The 19541-nt window shown below is 51.5% G+C and carries 17 protein-coding genes and 2 tRNA genes; 10 read left to right on the plus strand and 9 right to left on the minus strand.

The annotated features are described in order from the left end of the window. Window positions 1-12: 12 nt before the first annotated feature. Window positions 13-738 carry a FadR/GntR family transcriptional regulator gene (locus tag OGX89_RS22890; RefSeq protein ID WP_003832701.1) on the minus strand — a complete coding sequence of 242 codons (726 nt, stop codon included), beginning with the start codon at window positions 736-738 and terminating at the stop codon, window positions 13-15. A 315-nt stretch (window positions 739-1053) separates the two neighbouring features. Between OGX89_RS22890 and OGX89_RS22895 the strand changes: the two genes are divergently transcribed. The 4 genes from OGX89_RS22895 to OGX89_RS22910 all read left to right on the plus strand — a co-directional run bounded on the left by OGX89_RS22895 (window position 1054) and on the right by OGX89_RS22910 (window position 6159). Next, window positions 1054-2481 carry a gamma-aminobutyraldehyde dehydrogenase gene (locus OGX89_RS22895; RefSeq protein WP_126956255.1) on the plus strand — a complete coding sequence of 476 codons (1428 nt, stop codon included), beginning with the start codon at window positions 1054-1056 and terminating at the stop codon, window positions 2479-2481. Window positions 2482-2492: 11 nt separating this feature from the next. After that, window positions 2493-2966: an ester cyclase gene (locus OGX89_RS22900; protein ID WP_126956257.1), complete on the plus strand. Its 474-nt coding sequence runs from the start codon at window positions 2493-2495 to the stop codon at window positions 2964-2966. An 88-nt stretch (window positions 2967-3054) separates the two neighbouring features. Further along, window positions 3055-4947 (plus strand): NAD(P)-binding protein, encoded by a 1893-nt coding sequence (locus tag OGX89_RS22905; protein WP_063941525.1) that lies wholly within the window; start codon window positions 3055-3057, stop codon window positions 4945-4947. Window positions 4948-4950: 3 nt separating this feature from the next. Continuing rightward, a complete protein-coding gene (locus OGX89_RS22910; protein ID WP_126956259.1) occupies window positions 4951-6159 on the plus strand; it encodes a c-type cytochrome in 1209 nt (402 codons plus the stop codon). Between the two features lie 43 nt (window positions 6160-6202). Here OGX89_RS22910 and pdxR read toward each other — a convergent pair whose 3' ends face one another. Then, entirely contained in the window at window positions 6203-7678 is a 1476-nt protein-coding gene (gene pdxR, locus OGX89_RS22915) for a MocR-like pyridoxine biosynthesis transcription factor PdxR (RefSeq protein ID WP_126956261.1), read from the minus strand. Window positions 7679-7784: 106 nt separating this feature from the next. Here pdxR and puuE point away from each other — a divergent pair, with 106 nt between their 5' ends. The 6 genes from puuE (at window position 7785) to OGX89_RS22945 (ending at window position 15366) form a co-directional block, all read left to right on the plus strand. Further along, window positions 7785-9047, plus strand: a complete 1263-nt coding sequence (gene puuE, locus OGX89_RS22920) for a 4-aminobutyrate transaminase (RefSeq protein WP_003832711.1) — start codon at window positions 7785-7787, stop codon at window positions 9045-9047. Between the two features lie 213 nt (window positions 9048-9260). Beyond that, window positions 9261-11393, plus strand: a complete 2133-nt coding sequence (locus tag OGX89_RS22925) for a TonB-dependent receptor (protein WP_126956263.1) — start codon at window positions 9261-9263, stop codon at window positions 11391-11393. A gap of 9 nt (window positions 11394-11402) precedes the next feature. Beyond that, the gene (locus tag OGX89_RS22930) at window positions 11403-12413 is read left to right on the plus strand and encodes an ABC transporter substrate-binding protein (protein WP_003832713.1); all 1011 of its coding nucleotides are present in this window, start codon (window positions 11403-11405) and stop codon (window positions 12411-12413) included. Between the two features lie 157 nt (window positions 12414-12570). Next, a complete protein-coding gene (locus OGX89_RS22935; protein WP_126956265.1) occupies window positions 12571-13626 on the plus strand; it encodes an ABC transporter substrate-binding protein in 1056 nt (351 codons plus the stop codon). Next, on the plus strand, window positions 13613-14617 hold the full coding sequence (locus OGX89_RS22940) for a FecCD family ABC transporter permease (protein ID WP_126956267.1): 1005 nt from the start codon (window positions 13613-13615) through the stop codon (window positions 14615-14617). The genes OGX89_RS22935 and OGX89_RS22940 overlap by 14 nt, the downstream gene beginning before the upstream one ends. Further along, entirely contained in the window at window positions 14614-15366 is a 753-nt protein-coding gene (locus OGX89_RS22945; RefSeq protein ID WP_126956269.1) for an ABC transporter ATP-binding protein, read from the plus strand. Before OGX89_RS22940 ends, OGX89_RS22945 begins: the two co-directional genes overlap by 4 nt. On the opposite strand, the gene OGX89_RS22950 is transcribed toward OGX89_RS22945, so the two are convergent. From OGX89_RS22950 to OGX89_RS22980, 7 genes are all read right to left on the minus strand, one after another. Then, window positions 15353-16075, minus strand: a complete 723-nt coding sequence (locus OGX89_RS22950) for a substrate-binding domain-containing protein (protein ID WP_126956271.1) — start codon at window positions 16073-16075, stop codon at window positions 15353-15355. The two genes, OGX89_RS22945 and OGX89_RS22950, sit on opposite strands and share 14 nt — an antisense overlap. A 186-nt stretch (window positions 16076-16261) precedes the next feature. Beyond that, window positions 16262-16338 (minus strand) — tRNA-Val (locus OGX89_RS22955). Between the two features lie 4 nt (window positions 16339-16342). After that, window positions 16343-16419: transfer RNA gene (locus OGX89_RS22960), tRNA-Val, on the minus strand. Between the two features lie 199 nt (window positions 16420-16618). Then, window positions 16619-17101 carry a glutathione peroxidase gene (locus OGX89_RS22965; RefSeq protein WP_003832718.1) on the minus strand — a complete coding sequence of 161 codons (483 nt, stop codon included), beginning with the start codon at window positions 17099-17101 and terminating at the stop codon, window positions 16619-16621. Between the two features lie 168 nt (window positions 17102-17269). Beyond that, a complete protein-coding gene (locus tag OGX89_RS22970) occupies window positions 17270-17818 on the minus strand; it encodes a GNAT family N-acetyltransferase (protein ID WP_126956273.1) in 549 nt (182 codons plus the stop codon). A 33-nt stretch (window positions 17819-17851) separates the two neighbouring features. Further along, on the minus strand, window positions 17852-18184 hold the full coding sequence (locus OGX89_RS22975; RefSeq protein WP_063941528.1) for an EmrE family multidrug efflux SMR transporter: 333 nt from the start codon (window positions 18182-18184) through the stop codon (window positions 17852-17854). Between the two features lie 141 nt (window positions 18185-18325). After that, entirely contained in the window at window positions 18326-19486 is a 1161-nt protein-coding gene (locus OGX89_RS22980) for an IS30 family transposase (RefSeq protein ID WP_049015173.1), read from the minus strand. Window positions 19487-19541 lie beyond the last annotated feature (55 nt).

Genomic DNA, 19541 nt, shown 5'->3' on the forward strand with positions numbered 1-19541 from the left:
CTTCACTGATTGTCAGTTCGAGTTATATTTCAGCTTTTTTTCAATAAGGTAGTAGGTAAACGTGTCGATGATCCGCGTGGCAAACTGTACTGACTCTGCCTCGTTGTGAGCAGCCAGCGCATCGGCCAGCGCCGAATAAAGCGCGGTAATTTCTGCATGAATACTGTCTGTGCGATAAAGTATCGCCACCAGCGATGCCCATTCAGCCTGAACCTGCAGCTCCTGATTGGCCAGTCGCGCTGAATGCGAACTTGCGGCAATCGCCAGCAGACAACGCATATCGGCCTGGGTCATCAACTCAGGTGAGTTTGCCTTTCTGAGCACCTCGACAAACTCGCGAAATTTGGCGATATCCGCACCGGTCATCCGTCGGGAAGCCAGCCGCGCGCTATGGCTAATAATGGCGCAATGCATTTCACCCAGATCAGACAGATAATCCGTACTGATCGCCTTGAACGGATGCAGGGCGCTATTTTTGCCATCAATATTTTCGCAAACGAAACTCCCGCCATTACGACCACGAACCGTATGGATAAGATTATTAGCCCGAAGCGTGTTTAGCGCTTCTCTGATAGTGATATGTGAGACACCCATCATCTTTGCCAAATCAGTTTCGTTGGGGAGCTGTTCTTTTGGCTCCAGCAACCCCGTGATAATGGCATTTGAAAGGCGTTGGACTATCTGGTCTGAACGACTGACCTGCCCGATAGGCGCAAATATGACCGCGTGAGTAATCATAATCTTTTCTGTACTCAATTCCCTGAAACAACGACCATTTTTAACACATGCCCGTCGGGCAAGAAAGGTAAGAATGGCCGAGTTATTTTACATGCCTGGGCGCAACGTCACTGCACAAGCGGATGTGTGTCCCGATAACCTTATGATGAGCTGGGCGTAACGCGTCAGCTGGCAATAAAAAGCCTCATCCTGAAAATGTAAAAATTAAGTTAAAAATGCGAGGCTTATCATAGTGTCAATGTTGCGCATTTGAAAAAATTTTACAATATATATATTACATAAGATTCTTTATGTATTAATTGGCAGGAGACAAACATGAAAACCCTGAAGCATTTTATTAATGGGCACTATGTAGCAGGCAGTAGCGAAGATAGCTTCGAACTGGTGAGTCCGGTTGACGGTGAAACGTACGCAATATCTCCCAACGCTAACGAGGCGGAGGTAGAGCAGGCTTACTCAGCAGCGGAGGCGGCGTTTAGCATCTGGAGAAAATCGACGCCGGCACAGCGGCAAAAAGCATTGTTGCGGCTGGCCGATGAGATTGAACGTAACGTTGAGCGACTGGTAACCGCGCAGAGCCAGGAAACCGGTCAGCTTCGCCATTTTATTGAGAAAGAGGAGATCGCGGCATCTTGCGATGCCATCCGCTTTTTTGCTGGTGCGGCGCGCTGTCTTGAAGGAAAGGCGGCTGGAGAATATTCCGCAGGATTTACTTCAACCATTCGTCGTGAACCGCTGGGTATTGTTGGGCAAGTGACGCCGTGGAACTACCCGTTCATGATGGCGGTGTGGAAGATTGCACCAGCGCTGGCGGCAGGCAACACTGTGGTGTTAAAACCAAGCGACACCACGCCAGTTAGTACGCTGCTGTTGGCTGAACTGGCCGCACCGTTGTTCCCGAGAGGGGCATTTAACGTTGTGTTGGGCAAAGCCAGCACTGGTTCGCTGGTGGTTTCAAACCCGAAGGCTTCATTGGTTTCTATTACCGGTTCGGTCCGTGCGGGTTTGCAGGTTGCGGCTTCGGCGGCGGCAAACCTGACCCGAGCACACCTGGAATTGGGCGGGAAAGCGCCCGCAATCGTGTTCGCCGATGCGGATATAGACAAGGCGATTGCGACGATCACCACGGCAGGCTTTTTCAATGCCGGGCAGGATTGCACAGCGGCTACGCGGATTCTGGTAGAACAATCTATCTACGCTGAGTTTCTGGAAAAACTGATCCAGAAAACAAAAAGAATCAAATTTGGGCCGCCAGAAGATCAAAATGCACTGTACGGTGCATTGAATAGCCGGAATCAGCTGGAGCAGGTGAAAGGCTTTATTGAGCGTTTACCGGCACATGCAAAAATTGAAACCGGTGGGCGCGCAGGATCTGGTCCAGGCTTCTATTTTGAGCCGACGATCGTCTCCGGAGTGCATCAAAATGATGAAGCTATTCAGCATGAAGTATTTGGCCCAGTGATGACTATTCAGTCGTTTACTACTGACGAAGAGGTACTACACAAAGCGAATGATGTGGAGTATGGTCTTGCCGCCAGCGTCTGGACCAGTAATCATGGTCGCGCCCAACGCTTCAGCATTGACCTCGATTTTGGCACAGTGTGGATTAACAATCACATTCCTCTGTGCGCCGAAATGCCGCACGGCGGGTTCAAAAAATCGGGTTATGGCAAAGATCTCTCATCCTATTCGCTCGAGGAATACACTCGGGTGAAACATATCATGTGTGACATTTCTGAATAGAGAGGATTACGATGAAAACATTAAAACTCGCGGTGCTTTCATTAGTGATGTTCTCGGGCTATAGCCTGGCAGAAAGTACATCGCTGAATACCGTAAAAGAGTATATGGCGGCGTGGAATGCGCATGATGCTTCGCGAGCCGCTCAATTTCTTGCTGATGATGCGGTCTATTATGATGCCGCCGCGGGAGAACCGATAAACGGCAGGGAAAAAGCAGAAAAAGAGGTTATCGGCGCTTTTATTAAGGCGGTTCCAGATCTTAGCTGGAAAATGGTCGGCAAGCCCGTCTACGACGAAGACACCGTGGCCTTTCGTTGGGAATTTTTAGGTAAAAATAGTGGTGAATGGGCAGGGAGTCCGCCGACAAATAATCCGATCAAATTTGAAGGCGTCAGCTATATTCATGTTAAAGCAGGAAAAATCACCTGGCAGGGTGATTATTATGATTCTAAAAAACTGGATGAAGAGTTAAAGCCAGTGAAGTAGTCGGTTGTACCCCTTTATAAATAAGAAGGGGTATCTCTCTTATTTGTGTCGTATTAAAGGCAGTGTGTAGCAATAAGGAAAAAAGTTAATGGCAATTACCAGACGTGATTTTCTCAACGGCGTCGCGGTGACTATTGCGGCGGGACTTACCCCGCTGGAGTGGGTCAGGGCGGCAGGAAAGGGAAACGCATTTATAGATGGAAATTATTATCCTCCTGCGCTGACGGGGCTGCGGGGCAATCATCCTGGATCGTTTGAAATGGCGCATGCGCTAGGTCGCGAGCATAAACATTTTGATTTAAACGCTCTGCCCGTTGAGGAAGAGTACGATCTGGTGATTGTGGGTGGCGGTATTAGCGGGTTAGCTGCCGGTTGTTTTTGGCGTCAAGTTGCCGGGCAAAATAGCCGGATCCTGATCCTCGATAACCATGACGACTTTGGTGGACACGCCAAACGCAATGAATTTACCAGCTCGGGTAAGAAATTACTCGGTTATGGTGGCAGCGAAGCATTCCAGTCCCCTGCGCATAATTTCAGCCCTGAAGTACAAAAGTTGATGGAAACCGTGGGCGTCAGCGTGACGCGGTTGAAAGAGAGTTTTGACGTAAACTTCTACCCCGACTGGCAGCTCAGTCGCGGCGTTTTCTTCGATAAGAAGAATTTTGGCGAAACAAAAATCGTCAGCGGCGATCCGGGCCGCGCGGTATCTGATGATATTCCGCCGGACAGGCTCAATGGGCGTAAAATTGAAGACTTTATCAATGATTTTCCGCTAAGTGAGAATGACAGAAAAGCGCTGATCGACCTGCACGTCCGGCCCGGTGATTACCTGCCGGGAATGACGGTCGATGAGAAAATGGAATGGCTGGATACCCACAGCTACAGTGAATTTTTGGCAACAAAAGTCGGTTTGAGCAAAATGGCGCTGCTCTATTTCCAGCAGCGTTCCAACGACTTCTTTGCTATTGGTATTGAAGGTATTTCCTGTAGTGATGCCAGGGCGTGCGCCTTACCCGGCATGGAAGGGATGGGGTTACCGCCGCTGGACGGAGAGTCGCTGGCCGACCTCGAAGAGCCGTATGTTTACCACTTCCCGGACGGTAACGCCGGGTTAGCCCGCCTGTTAGTCAGATATATGCTGCCGGATGCGCTACCGGGCAACACGATGGAAGACTCTGTCCTCGCCAGACTACATTACGAAAAGCTGGATCTGCCGGAAAACACTACGCGCCTGCGCCTGAACAGCACGGTGATTAATGCGGCCAACGTGCAGGATGGCGTGGCGGTGACCTATCTGCGTGACGGTAAAATGCACCGTGTGCGCGGTAAGAACACCATCATGGCAGGCTATAACATGATGATCCCGTATCTGGTGCCTGAAATGCCGGAACAGCAGCAGGCGGATCTTAAACTGAACGTGAAGGCACCGCTGGTGTACACCAACGTGGTGGTCAAAAACTGGCAGGCGTTCAAACAGCTTGGCGTGCATGAGTTTTATTCTCCGGCGGCACCTTATAGCAGGGTTAAGCTCGACTATCCGGTCAGTATTGGTGGGTATCAACATCCGGCCTCCCCAGACGACCCGATGGTCATTCATATGGTCTATGTGCCGACCTATCCGGGCAGTAACCTGTCGGCCAGAGAGCAGTTCCGTCTGGGACGAGCCTATTTGCTGGGGACCACCTTTGCGGCGCATGAGGAGATGATTCGCTCCCAGTTGCAGGAGATGTTTGGCTCAACAGGCTTTGATAATCAACGCGATATTTCCGCCATTACGGTTAACCGCTGGGCGCATGGCTATGCGTACTACGCCAACTCGCTGTTCGATGATATGGATAAGATGCCAGAAATTATCGAGCGGGCGCGTCAGCCAGTCGGTCGCATTGCCATCGCTAACTCCGATTCTGACTGGAGTGCTTATGCCCATACGGCAATCGATCAGGCATGGCGTGCGGTTAATGAACTCAAGGATATGGGGTGATCTATGCGTAACGTAACCATTCTCGCCGCCTGTTTATTTACCGCTTCGGTAAGCGCTGCTGAATCTAACGGTGAATACATCGCGCGAATTTCAGACTGCGTCGCCTGTCACACCGCTGAAGGTGGTGCGGCGATGGCGGGGGGCAAAAAGTTTCCTACTCCGGTGGGGGATATTTATTCGACCAACATTACCCCAGACAAAACGCAGGGTATTGGAAATTATTCTTACGAGGATTTTGAAAAAGCCGTACGGCAGGGGATTGCCAAAGATGGTCATCCGCTCTATCCGGCGATGCCTTATCCCTCGTATGCAAAACTTTCTGACGAGGATGTTAAGGCGCTGTATAGCTATTTTATGCATGACGTCACGCCGTCAGCACAGCCCAATAAAGAGAATGCCATTCCGTGGCTACTCTCCGCCCGCTGGCCGCTGCATATCTGGAACTGGCTGTTTACCGACGCGCCAGTGACGGCTGTAGAGGGCGCGAAAACGGATGATAATGCTGCCCTGGTAAAACGAGGCGCTTATCTGGTGGAAGGCCCCGGACACTGCGGTTCATGCCATACCCCGAGAGGCATGGCGATGAACGAAAAAGCGTATACTAATGCTGATGCCGAATACCTGAGCGGCGCGATGATTGACGGCTGGTATGCACCGTCGCTGCGCGGCACCGGTATGTCTGAGCAGGAGTTAAAATCGCTGTTGCTGACCGGTAAAAGCAAGCATGCCGCGGTTTCAGGTTCGATGGCTGAAGTCGTCACGCAGAGTACACAGTATCTGACCGACGAAGATGCCACGGCGATCGCCCAATATCTGTTGAGCCTGAAAAGTGGGAAGCCTGAAACGGTACGTGCTGCGGCGACTACAGCATCCTGGTCGAATTCACCTGAGGCGGGCAAAGTGACCTATAACCGCTACTGTTCAACTTGTCACGGTCTGGAAGGGAAAGGTACGGATGATAACGCGCCTTCTTTAGTTAACAATCCACTGGTGATGGTTGATGACCCGACACCGCTGTTCAGAGTGATTGCCCACGGCGCAGAAACACCGACAACGCGTGGCAGCGTCTCCTTTAAGATGCCTGCCTACGGTGGCTTGTTAAGCGACAACGAAATGCGCGACGTGATTAACTACGTACGTAAAAGTTGGGGTGAAGGGAATCGCGAAGTAAGCCAGGAAGACCTGGCTGGCGTTAAAAAAGCGTCACATTAAACAGTATGCCGGATAAGGTGCTTGCACCTTCATCCGGCAGTGCTTACACGGTGTTTACCCTGATAATATCCACGAGTCGGGTAAACGCCGCCGTCATTTCATGCTCTTCAATACTGGCAAACCCCAGCAGCAGGCCGCTGCGTTTCTCTTCATTCACGTAGTAGCGTGACAGTGGGCGCACCAACAACCCTTGCGCATTCGCCTGTTGGGCAATGACCGCATCATCACTCCCGGCGGGTAACTGTAAGATCATATGCAGCCCGGCGTTGCTGCTGAAAGAACCAAGAAAATGTTCACCAAGTTGGCGGCTGATAAGCTCTACCAGCATCTGGCGACGACGACTGTATAGCTGACGCATTTTCCGAATGTGTGCCGCGTAATAACCCTCGCGAATAAACTCCGCCAGTGCGGCCTGAATCAACAGATGCCCACCACGATAGAGGTCGTTATGAACCTTTTTCAGCGGAGCGGCTAACGATTTAGGTAGCACGACATACCCGAGTCGCAGTGCGGGATAGAGTGTCTTACTGAATGTCCCGATGTAAATGACCGGTGTCTCTTCTTCCAGCCCCTGCAAAGAGGGAATCGGCTGGCCGGAAAAGCGGAACTCACTGTCGTAATCATCTTCCACTATCCAACTTCGCGTTTCACGTGCGCGAAAGAGAAGTTGCCGGCGGCGGCTCAGACTCATTACCGAACCGAGCGGGTATTGATGTGACGGTGTCACAAAAATAAGTTTTGGCGGTGTTTCACCTGCATCCGGCGGGACCATGCCTTGTTCATCAACCGGGATAGCCGAAAAATTAACGGCATTGATGCGCAGAATATTTTTGATTCCCCAGTAGCCCGGTTCCTCAATCCAGGCGTGATCGCCGGGGTTGCATAAAGTCCGGGTCACCAGATCCAGGGCCTGGTGAATACCTTCAGTAATCAGAATTTGCTCCGGTGAGCACCGTACGCCGCGAGCGGTGCGCAGATAGTCTGCCAGTGCTTCTTTTAGCTCATTCACGCCGCCTGTGGCATCGTAAGTGAGATACTCCGGGCGCAGTCGTCTTGCCAGCCTGTCCTGAATTTTCTTGAGCACCCGGTGCGGGAAATGCTCTACATCAGGTACGCCTGGAATAAATGCCCCCCACTGACGGGGACTGGCGCTGGCATGACCCAGTAGCTCAAGGCAGCGGGCGGATAAGCGGGTGTGATCTTCCAGAGCGGCAGCAACAGGCTCTTTGTCAGGACGCAGGTCGAGATTGTCCAGCACGCTGTCGGTCACAAATGTGCCGCTGCTGGTGCGCGCGGAAATATACCCTTCAGCTTGCAACTGTTCGTACACCCGCAGGACGGTATTGCGCGATAGCGTCAGCTCTCCTGCCAGGTCACGCGACGGAGGCATTCGGGTAGCCGGTTTCAGGCTACCTTCGAGGATGCAACTACAAATGGCGGCATACAGGCGGCGATGTAGTTTTTCGTCAGTCTGCTGATTAAATGCATGCTTGATCACATCTCCGGCAAGTGAACGCATTTGGATCCTTAAAATAAAACGATTTGGCTCTCGATTAAAGTACCAGACGGCGTCTAAATTTAAAGGGTAATTCAACCGAAATGTATTAATGGACAAGGTGTAGAGAATGAACAATAAAAACCTGCAACAACGTCGTCTGGATGCCACCCCGCGTGGCGTGGGTGTGATGTGTGATTTTTATGCCCAGTCGGCAGAAAACAGCACAATTACCGATATCGAAGGCAATCAGTACATCGATTTTGCCGCCGGGATCGCCGTGCTGAACACCGGACACCGCCATCCTCGCCTGGTGCAGGCAGTCGAAGCGCAACTTCAGGCTTTTACCCATACGGCTTATCAGATTGTCCCGTACGAAAGCTATGTGTCTTTGGCTGAGAAAATCAACGCCGTTGCGCCAATCGACGGCAAGCGTAAAACCACATTCTTCACTACCGGGGCTGAAGCAGTAGAAAACGCGGTGAAAATTGCGCGCGCGCATACCGGCCGTCCTGGCGTTATCGCATTTGGCGGTGGTTTTCATGGGCGAACTTACATGACGATGGCGTTAACCGGCAAGGTGGCACCCTATAAAAAAGGGTTCGGCCCGTTCCCAGGCTCTGTTTACCATGCGCCGTATCCTTCTGAATTGCAGGGCATTTCCACGGCGGATTCCCTAAAAGCGATTGAGCGCCTGTTTAAAGCCGATATCGATCCAACCCAGGTTGCGGCGATTATCTTCGAACCCGTCCAGGGCGAAGGGGGCTTCGTGGTGGCACCGCCAGAGTTTGTGGCTGCCATCCGCCGTATTTGCGACGAGCATGGCATCGTGATGATTGCTGATGAAGTACAAAGCGGGTTTGCCCGTACGGGTCAGCTGTTTGCGATGGATCATTACGCCGATAAAGCGGACCTGATGACCATGGCGAAAAGCCTTGCGGGCGGCATGCCGCTGTCAGGCGTCGTGGGCAAAGCCGAAATTATGGATGCGCCTGCGCCGGGTGGTCTGGGGGGAACCTACGCTGGAAACCCGCTGTCGATCGCAGCGGCCCATGCGGTGCTGGATATCATTCGTGATGAGCAGCTATGCCAGCGTGCGGCGGCTCTCGGTGAACAGCTGCGCGCCGCTCTGACAGATGCACAAGCAGGGTGTCCTGAACTGGCCGAAGTGCGAGGTTTAGGCTCTATGATTGCCGCTGAATTCTGTGATGCAGCGACAGGAGAACCCAACGCCGCAGCCGCGCAACGCGTGCAGAAGAAAGCCCTTGAGCAAGGATTACTGCTGCTGACCTGCGGTCAGTATGGCAACGTTATTCGTTTCCTTTACCCGCTGACAATTCCGCAGGATCAGTTCGCCAAAGCGCTCGATATTATCAAAGCAGCAACCAAGTAATTCGTTAATTGTTATTTACCCAAAGCCGACGGTCGTCATCACCGTCGGCTTTTTTGTTGTCGTGGATTTATCAACAATACGTCGTTATATATTTACATATATATCGATTGGGTCTATCCTATTCATCATACAAATATAATAACTGTACTCTTCAAGAGAAGGCGCTTGCGTTAGCGGCCTCCAGTCTTTCTATCTAACGAATTGAATTAACGAATGTTAAATAACAAATTTACCCCAGTGGCCTCTGGGTTGTTAACCTTTGCCTGTTTTTCTACTGCCGTCACGGCTCATGCTGAAGATACCGTCATCGTTTCGGCGCCAGCCACGTCACAATCCTCGTTATCGGAACATGAACCTCCGGCGAGCGAAAAAAAAGCAACGTTAGGTAGCCTCGGCGAGCGAGAGTTGATAGACGTTCCCTGGTCGGTGCAGACGTTGTCGAAAAAAGAGCTGGATCAGCAACAAATCAAAGATGTGAAAGACGCCTATCGCTACCTACCGTCCGTTCAGGGTGACGGCGTCCGCCCACAAACCCGCGGCATGCAGGGGAGCGTGGTACAAAACCATATGATTGATGGCCTGAACGCCGTCTCCACGACGGAATATTCGACCGAACAGTTCCAGAACATTGAGGTGTTGAGCGGCATCGCTGGATCGCTGTATGGCCCTGCTAATCCAGCAGGGATGTTTAATTTGGTGTCTAAACGACCTGTCGATACACCGTTGCATCGCGTCACAGTAGGGCAAGGTACAGGGTCGGGAACGTTGGCATCGATGGATTTCAGCGGCCCAATCGATGCGGGAGACCGGGTGAAATATCGCCTCAACTTGCTGAACGATGAGGGCCATAGCTACACCACCGATAGCCATGTCCGTCGACAGTACGCTGGCATGGGGCTGGACTTTCAACTGACAGATCAAACGGTGCTGGAGAGTAATTTCAGCTATTACCATTATTACGAAAAAGGCATGCCGGGTAGCTTTGCCCTGGCGAAAGGCGTTCACTTTCCCGCGGCATTTGATCCTACGGACAGTAAATATGGTCAATCTTATGCGGGTCATGATGACGAAACGACTACCGTCGATATGCATATTAAGCATGATTTTGACGGCAACTGGATGCTGGACCTGGGGGCGCTGCACCAGGTTGCAGACCGCGAGTCGACTGCCGTGACCAACACCCTGACGGATAACCGGGGCGATTACACCACCACAACCTCTAATTCGGCGGCCAGTCGCTTTACCATCAACAGTTATTTAGCGAACCTGACCGGTAGCGTTGATACCGGCTGGCTGACGCAGGATATTGCTACCGGAATGCGTGGATTTGTGTGGAAAAACTATAATCCAAGAAACGGCGGCACTTTCACTCTGGGGCATTCTTCTCTCGATCAACATCCCGACTATCCACGACCACCGTATCCAGATTTTAACGATCGCTATCATTCAGCGACCACCACTCAGCATGCATTTTTGCTCAGCGATACGCTGCATTTTTCCCCGCAGTGGAGTTTGCTGCTTTCCGGCAGTGAGAACCTCTTTACCGTCAGTAACTACAACAAAGCTGGACATGAAAGCAGCCGTCAGCAGGACAATGGCATGAGCGGTTCTACCAGCCTTATGTATAAACCGGTGGAGAACGTCACGCTGTATACCACCTGGGCGGACAGTTTGCAGCAGGGCGATACCGCGCCCGCCGGAGCGCGCAATGCCGGGCAGGTGTTAGATCCCTACCGTAGCCATCAACTGGAGGTGGGCGCAAAATATGCGCCAGTAAAAGATCTGCTGCTTACCGCTGCGCTTTTTGAAGCCAAACGCCCCTTTGCCTATACCAACGACAATGGCGATTTTGCTCAGGATGGTACGCAGAAGAACCGTGGGCTGGAACTGATGGCTGATGGGCATATCACCCGTAATTTGCGCGTGTTAGGCGGGGGAGCCTGGCTTGATCCAACACTTCATAATACCGCGGCCAGCAATGCGGATGGTAAGCAAGTAGTTGGTTTGCCGCGCTTCGCCTCGAATATCCTCGCAATCTACACCATCGAACGGGTTCCGGGACTGGATGTCGACACGAACGTGCATTACGTCGGACGTCGGGCTACCGATAATGCCAACGACAGCTGGGTCGGGAGTTACACCACGGTGGACATCGGTACGCGTTATGCCACCAGACTGTGGAACACGCCAACCACTTTCCGGTTTGATATCACCAATCTCACCGACCGTCACTATTGGACCAATATTGTTCCGGGCGCATTGACTGGTTACACGGGTGCAGGGGCTGCCAGCGCTCAACTTGGCGCACCGCGCCAGGCTCAGTTTTCTGTTCAGGTTGATTTTTAGAGGTTGCTTATGAAAACGTGCCACACATGGCTGCTTTGTGTGTGGCTGGCGTTTCCTGCCCTGGCAACACGCCAGGTTGTGGATGATGCTGGTCACACAGTTACCGTTCCCACGCATGTTGAACGTATTGCGGATGGCTGGTTTGCACATCATTCGGTGCTGATGACGCTGGGCGCAGGTCGTAACATTGTTGCGACGGTCAACCATGAGGAAAACCAGCCATGGATGTTTAAAATCAATCCTTCTCTGAGGCAAGCCTTACAGATACGGGGAACATCATTTAATAGTGAGGATTTGCTGGCCCGGCACGTCGACGTGGTGTTTGTGGCAAAAGGAAAAGGGGATGCTCAAAGCTACAGTCAGGCGGGTATTCCGGTCCTTGAAATGGCATTTACTGACTATGCTTCGATGGAAAAATCGGTCACTACGACCGCAGAGGTTCTGGGTACCGAGCAGGCTCGCGTCCGGGCAACGGCTTACAATCAGTATCTCAACCGTGTGCTCGCGGATGTGCAGGCTAAAACTGCGGAGCTGACGGAAAATCAGCGCCCTCGGGTACTTCATATTCAATCGCTAAATCCGCTTAAAGTCGACGGCAGGAACACGTTGATCGATACCTGGATTACGCTGGCGGGTGGACGGAATGCGGCAGGTGAAGTTGACGGCAACATGAAAGAGGTGTCGCCCGAGAGGGTGCTTTACTGGCAACCACAGGTCATTATTCTCGGTGCGGGGTGCGGTGATATCGCCAGTTCGCCATATGCGGCATTGTTCAAAGAACTTAACGCAGTGAAACAGGGTAACGTCTGGCGCAATCCGGCGGGCGTGTTCCCCTGGGACCGTTACGGCACTGAAAGCGCGTTGCAGCTGCAGTGGGCCGCATCAAAACTGCATCCTGCGCTGTTTAGCGGCCTGGATATGGTCAGCGTAACGCGAGATTTTTATCGCCAGTTCTTCGATTATTCGCTCACTCAGGAGCAGGCGATGCGAGTTTTAAACGCGTTACCCCCACAGGAGTAGCGCTCACGTATAAAGACAGGCGTGATAAGGATTGCACGCCATTTTTTCCCCTCTGAAATGTGGGGTTTGGTGCGCTCATGATGAAAATGGTTTGCCAGGCCTCTCGTTATATAATTTAATGCATATCGTTTTTACTCCTCTATTCAGATGGTATCCCATGTTAACTTTCCGCTCTTTTGTGCTGGTTTGCGCCAGCATGTTGTTTGCGTTTTCTGCTCAGGCCGACCGCACGATCACCGATCAGCTTGGTCGACAGGTCACGATTCCTGACCACGTGGACAAAGTGGTCGTGCTGCAACACCAGACGTTGAATATTCTGGTTCAGCTCAATGCCCAGCAGGACATTGTTGGTGTGATGTCGAGCTGGAAAAAGCAGCTCGGGCCTGAATTTGCGCGCTTTATGCCGACGATTACTACATTGCCGACGCCAGGCGATCTCACCAGCGTGAACATCGAAAGCCTGTTGGCGATTCATCCGCAGGTGGTTTTTGTCGCCAACTATGCGCCCGCGGAGATGATCCAGCAGATTCAGAACGCCGGTATTCCGGTCGTGGCTATCTCGTTACGTAAGGATGCCACCGGGCAACAGAATAAAATGAACCCGACCATGGCCGATGAAGAGCAGGTCTACAACGAAGGGTTGAAGCAGGGTATTCGCCTGATCGCTGACGTGGTTGGGCGCAAACCGCAGGCCGAAACGTTAATTGACTACGTTTTTGCCGCGCGGGCAAAATTCAATGCGTCGGTTGCAACAATCCCGGATACGCAAAAAGTCCGTATTTATATGGCTAACCCCGACCTGATGACCTACGGCTCCGGGAAGTACACGGGACTGATGATGCAGCACGCGGGGGGATTAAACGTGGCGGCTGCCAGTGTGAAAGGTGCCCATCAGGTTGCGCTGGAGCAGGTATTAGCGTGGAACCCGCAGGTGATTTTTGTCCAGGATCGCTATCCGCAGGTGGTAACTCAGATCCAAAACGATCCAAACTGGCAGGGGATTGATGCGGTGAAAAATCATCGCGTCTGGTTGATGCCTGAATATGCCAAAGCCTGGGGCTATCCGATGCCGGAAGCGTTGGCGATCGGTGAACTTTGGATGGCCAAAAAACTGTATCCGGATGCCTATAAAAACGTGGACGTTGATGCGCAGGCCCAGGACTACTATCAACGTTTTTATCGTGTGAACTGGCAGCCTGATGCAGCTAAGTAACCGTATTTTGCCCCAGCAACCGCTCTTAATCGTTGTGGTCCTGTTGCTGGGCGTCAGTTCGCTATGCCTCGGACAGTATCCACTGTCGTTAAGCGAAGTGTTTTATCACCTGACGCACTATAGCGACGCTGAGGGAATAGGCAGCCAGGTTATCTGGACAGTCAGGCTACCGCGTATTCTGATGGCACTGCTGGCGGGGGGCGCGCTTGGGTTATGCGGCGCGACGCTGCAAGGGGTATTTCATAACCCTCTGGTCGACCCGCATATTATCGGCGTGACGTCGGGGGCGGCCTTTGGTGGAACACTGGCCATCCTGCTCGGTCTTTCGCCCTGGCTGATGATGGGATCAACGTTTTTCTTTGGTCTGACAGCGTTGATCCTGGTGTATGCCATTGCTGCGTTACAGGGGCTGGAGAATACGCTGGTATTGATCCTGTCGGGTATCATTTTGAGTGGGTTTTTTGCCGCGCTGGTGAGCCTGATCCAGTATCAGGCTGATACCGAAGAGACGTTACCTAATATTGTGTTCTGGTTGCTTGGCAGCTTTGCGACGGCCAACTGGCATAAAGTGCTGCTGTTGGCGGTTCCGGTCGGTATCGCCGCGACGGTTTTGTACCAGCTACGCTGGCGGATAAACCTGTTGTCGCTTAATGACAAAGATGCCAGAGCACTGGGTGTGGCGGTGGTTCCTCTGCGACGCAGCGTTTTGGTATGTTGCGCATTTTTAGTCGCTGCTCAGGTGGCGGTCAGCGGCAGTATTGCCTGGGTTGGATTAGTGATTCCTCATCTGGCGCGTTTGCTGGTGGGGGTTGATCATCGTCGTTTACTACCGTGCGCCTTCTGGTTGGGGGGCGGTTTTATGATTGTGGTGGATGATATTGCCCGTACCCTGATGCACGCGGAGATACCGTTGGGGATCATTACCGCATTGTTCGGCGCGCCGTTGTTTGCTTTCTTACTCATTCGTACCAGACGTCGGGAGAAATCATGATACCTGCCGCACTGCGTGTACATCAGCTTACTTATGGGTATCGCGCTCCGTTATTTGAGCCGCTAACGTTCTGTTGCCAGAAAGGTGAGATCTGGGCCGTGCTGGGACGCAACGGCCTGGGTAAAAGTACACTGCTCGATACGTTAACCGGCACGCTGCCTGCTATAGGCGGGAGTATTGAAAATAACGGTGGGATAGGGATTGTGGCACAGCATAGCCATCTGCCGTTTCCGTACGCGGTCAGCGACGTGGTGTTGATGGGGCGAGCACAGCACGTGAAGCTGTTTGCGCAACCCAGTCCGCAGGATCAAAAAAGATCAATGCAGGCGTTAGAGCAGTTGAATATCGCGCATCTCGCCTCCAGCTCTTTTGGCTCACTTTCCGGCGGGCAGCAACAGTTGGTGATGATTGCCCGGGCTCTGGTGACGGAGTGTCAAACGTTGTTACTGGATGAACCGTGTTCCGCGCTGGATCTCGCCAATCAGCAGGTGGTGCTGCAGCTAATCAGCGATCTGGCCCATCAACAGGGATGCAGCATTGTCTTTTCGACCCACGATCCGCTTCATGCGTTACAGGTTGCTTCCCATACTTTGCTGCTACTCCCTGAAGGGAAATGGCGGGCTGGGCCCACGAACAGCATTGTGACAGAGGAGAATTTATTCCTGGCTTATGGCTTAACGCTGCGAAAACTCAGCGTGGAGAACTATCAGACGCCGTTTATCGCACCGTTGTTTTCTATTCGTCGTTAAGCGGTAAGAATCCTGAGGCGCTAAGAAATTCCTGTCCGGCGCGGGAGAGTATGAATTCAACCAGCGCCATGACTTCATTGGAAGCATCAAGCACCGCCAGTTGGTATTCGCAGCGAATATTGTGCTCATCGGGAATAGCCACGTAATGTACGTCGGGCATCGCGCGCAGCGCGTGTGCGTAATGCGCGTAACCGATAAACAGATCGGCCAGTCCCTGGCGCAGGATCCAGGTACTCGCCAGTTCTCCTTGCGGGATTTTTACCGTATCACGACCACCCACCAGTGGGATTGCGCGCGTCCGAAGCTGTTGCCCGAGTCCTGGTTCCAGTACATCCATATTGTCGAAAAATGCCCAGGTATAGTCTCCGGAAGGGTCGCAGCCGGGCGTTGATGTACCTGGTCGCAGCGTTGGGTCGCGGAGTAAATCCAGCCAGACACCGGTTCGGTTGCTGACAAGGCTCAGTTTGTTCCAGCAAAAAGTGTGCGTAGAGACGGCTTTATTACGTGCTAACAGGTTTTGCGGATGGTCCCTGTTGGCCGAGGCAAAGAGCGCACACGGTTCTCCCGCTTCAATACGCTCACGCAATAAACCGGCCGGACCATATTCAACCTTAACGTCTATTCCACTCATGCGCGTGAACTGGCTTATCAGTGGCGTAAATGCAGGGCGCAAACTGCCTGCGGCTAACAGGAAGATGGAAGAGGGCATAGTATCCTGGCTCTGACGAAAGACATTATACGAAGAAGATGAATGATACGCGTTGAGCATGGAACTTAGAATGATTTAGCGCAGTGCTATTGAATCATCAAGGGAAATGACAAAACTGACGGATACAAACTGAAGATAAAAAGATAGTTTTGAAGTGAAATGGCACCAAATCAAAGGGATATGATTTGGTGCGTCCGAGTGGACTCGAACCACCGACCCCCACCATGTCAAGGTGGTGCTCTAACCAACTGAGCTACGGACGCAAGATGGTGCGTTCAATTGGACTCGAACCAACGACCCCCACCATGTCAAGGTGGTGCTCTAACCAACTGAGCTATGAACGCAACGTTGTAGGTGACAACGGGGACGAATATTAGCGGCACAGACCGAATGAGGCAAGAGGGAAATAGCATTTTTCTTCCCGATCTCACGCGATTGCAGAGTAATTAAGCAAGTTGATTATATTTTGTTGATTTTGCAGCGTGTTTTTTATTCAGACAGCGAACTGGATCATACCAGGGTCGGTTTGAATTACAGAGGCGCTCAGACTTTAAGCACTGTAAGGATGGTGGTTTCTATTTTCTCTGGGGTAGTGAAGGGTGCAAATCGCTTAAGCGGCTTGCCGTCACGCCCGATCAGGAACTTAGTAAAATTCCACTTGATCCGCCCACCCAGCACGCCGGGTAATTCGTCTTTCAGGTAACGAAATACCGGGTGCGTAGCAGCACCGTTGACTTCCACTTTCTCAAACATCGGGAAGCTCACACCGTAGTTGATGTGGCAGGTTTGCGCGATTTCGTCGGCTCCACCGGGCTCCTGGTTACCGAACTGGTTGCAGGGAAAACCAAGCACCACCAGACCCTGCGCGGCGTACTTCTTGTAGAGCGCTTCGAGGCCTGCATATTGTGGAGTGAAACCACAATGGCTGGCGGTATTAACCACCAGAACCAGTTTGCCAGCGTAGTCGGCCATACAGATGGGCTGGCCATGCAAACTAGTGGCAGTCAGTTGATGAAAGGGGGCCATGCCAGAATCCTCAAATAAGATAGCATTACTCATGTTGCCCGCGAGTGACAGGCTTCGCTGCGTATCTATTTATTATGATCGCAACTGCAGTTTTAATAAACTTGCCATTGGTGCAGGGCAAAAATAGAAATTCTCTGCGGTTCGGTTATGGACATTCCATAATTTATTTTAACCAACCTGACGATCGTTCCATTCGTCGCGCGTGATTTCCCAAAGTTCAGAATCCAGCAAACCGCTGACATACTCTTTCTTTTCCGTTTTGATAAGCCGCATGCCGCTACTGTCTGAAATACGTATGGAACGGATATTGAGAGAGGCTTTCGGCGCACGCAATACTGTCTTATTTAACGTATTAAACCAGTAATCCGTAGCGACATTACTGGCTTCACGCATAAAACCCTGACCCTGATATTCCGGAGCTAACCAAAATCCACGGTTATTATCCTCAACGTCATAAAGGCAAATTAAACCTATGAGAGCGTCAGGGGCCTCACGGAGTCTGATAGTCCAGATCCACGCAATCCCTTTTTCCATATCAGGCAGGGCAACGTTGTTGACGTAATTCTCCGCACCGTTATCAGGATAGGGCCAGGGTACTGAGGAGACCATATAGCGAACTATCTCCCAGCGGGGATAAAGCACCTGAATCTGCGAGGCATCTTCGGCTTCTAATGGTTTTAACAGCAAGCGTTCTGTATGGAGTATTGGTATTTTCATATGCACTTTTCCTGCTCGATCAAGATAAGAGGATCAATGTGGGGAGGATTTTGAAAAAATATTAATAACCAGAACCCCAGCACAAATAAGAAGCATACCTGCGATCGCCGGAAAATCTAGCTTTTGCCCACTTACCAACCAGCCCAAAAGACTGATTAATACGATTCCAGCACCTGACCAAATTGCGTACGCAATACCCGTTGGAATAGTCGACAGGGTCTGAGAGAGAAGATAAAAGGCTGTGCAGTAGCACACAATAGTTGCTACAGATGGCCATAGGCGTGTGAATCCGTCAGAGAACTTCATCAGGGTTGTACCTATGACTTCAGCTACGATGGCCCCGGCAAGGAAAATGTATGAATTCAAAATCTGACCCCATGTGACAATCTAAAGCAAATATCGTATCACAAAGGGGTGGGTGAGTTTGAACACAGCCCAAGCTACTACTGAAATGCCCGTTTCATGGCATCTAGTGAAGCGTCGCAAGGTCCGCTTTGAGCTGTGAGTTCAACTGATGGACGCAACACACTTATTGAACCGTTCTGCGGGTGATTCATAGTCTAGCGTTTTTCTCGGTCTTTCGTTGAGCTGTCTCGCAACGCTGTTTAGTCTCTGCTGACTGTGAACCGATAAGTCAGTTCCCTTTGGAAAATATTGTCTGAGCAATCTGTTCGTATTTTCATTTGAGCCACGTTGCCAGGGAGATTGAGGATCACAGAAGTAAATCTGGATGTCTGTTGCTACAGTAAACCGGGTGTGGCTGGTCATTTCAGCGCCCCGATCCCAGGTTAATGTTTTATAAAGCTCAACAGGTAATTCCCGGGCTTGTCTGATGAGTGCAGATATAACCGTTATGGTCTTATTGTCCCTGATTTTGGCCAACATAACAAAGCGGGAATGGCGTTCTACAAGGGTGACGATATAGGAGTTTTTCGAGCCCTGGATCAGATCACCTTCCCAGTGACCAGGTATGGCTCTGTCTGCGGCTTCCGGTGGCCTTTCGCTGATAGATAGCGCATTCGGGATTTTCCCTAATCCTTTCCCTTTAAGTGATGACGTTCGGGATCTACGAACCGCTCTTCCGCTTCTGAGGCATTGTTGCAGCTCTTTTTTTAATGCGCCCCGGGTTTGTATAAAAAGCGTTTTATAAATCGTTTCGTGTGACACATGCATTTCCTGATTATCCGGATAACAGCGTTTCAGCCAACCGGCGATCTGCTCCGGCGACCAGTCCTGATGCATCTTCTCTGCAATGATTTTACACAATGTGGGGCTTTCAATTAGCTTGCAAGGTTTTGGTCTCAGAGCATTTTCCCACGCAGAAGTATCGGCTTTTGCTGCACGGTATTGCCTGGCACCTCCGTGCCTCCTGACCTCGCGGCTAATCGTTGAGGGCGCTCTTGATAATTTGGCAGCGATGTCCCTGATACTGAGTTTTGCTACCAATCCTCTGGATATCTCCTCTCTTTCATCAAGCGTAAGCGCTAATCGGTGCCGCTTTCTCACAGGAGGACGGTATCCACCAGTCTGGTGGATAGTGGGCATAATAGAAGAATGATATCTGTCGAACATTCTGGCGATATCATGCAGGGAATCACCTTGCTTATATCTGTCCCAGATAATCGCCTTCTGCTCTGGCGTGTAGTAAATCCGAGTTCTTCGTTTCATGGCAACGTCCCCCTTGATTAAGGATAGCGTTGCATCGACCCGTTGAACTCACAGC

This window comes from Citrobacter sp. Cpo103 (assembly GCF_030332605.1).
Taxonomy (GTDB): Bacteria; Pseudomonadota; Gammaproteobacteria; order Enterobacterales; family Enterobacteriaceae; genus Citrobacter; species Citrobacter portucalensis.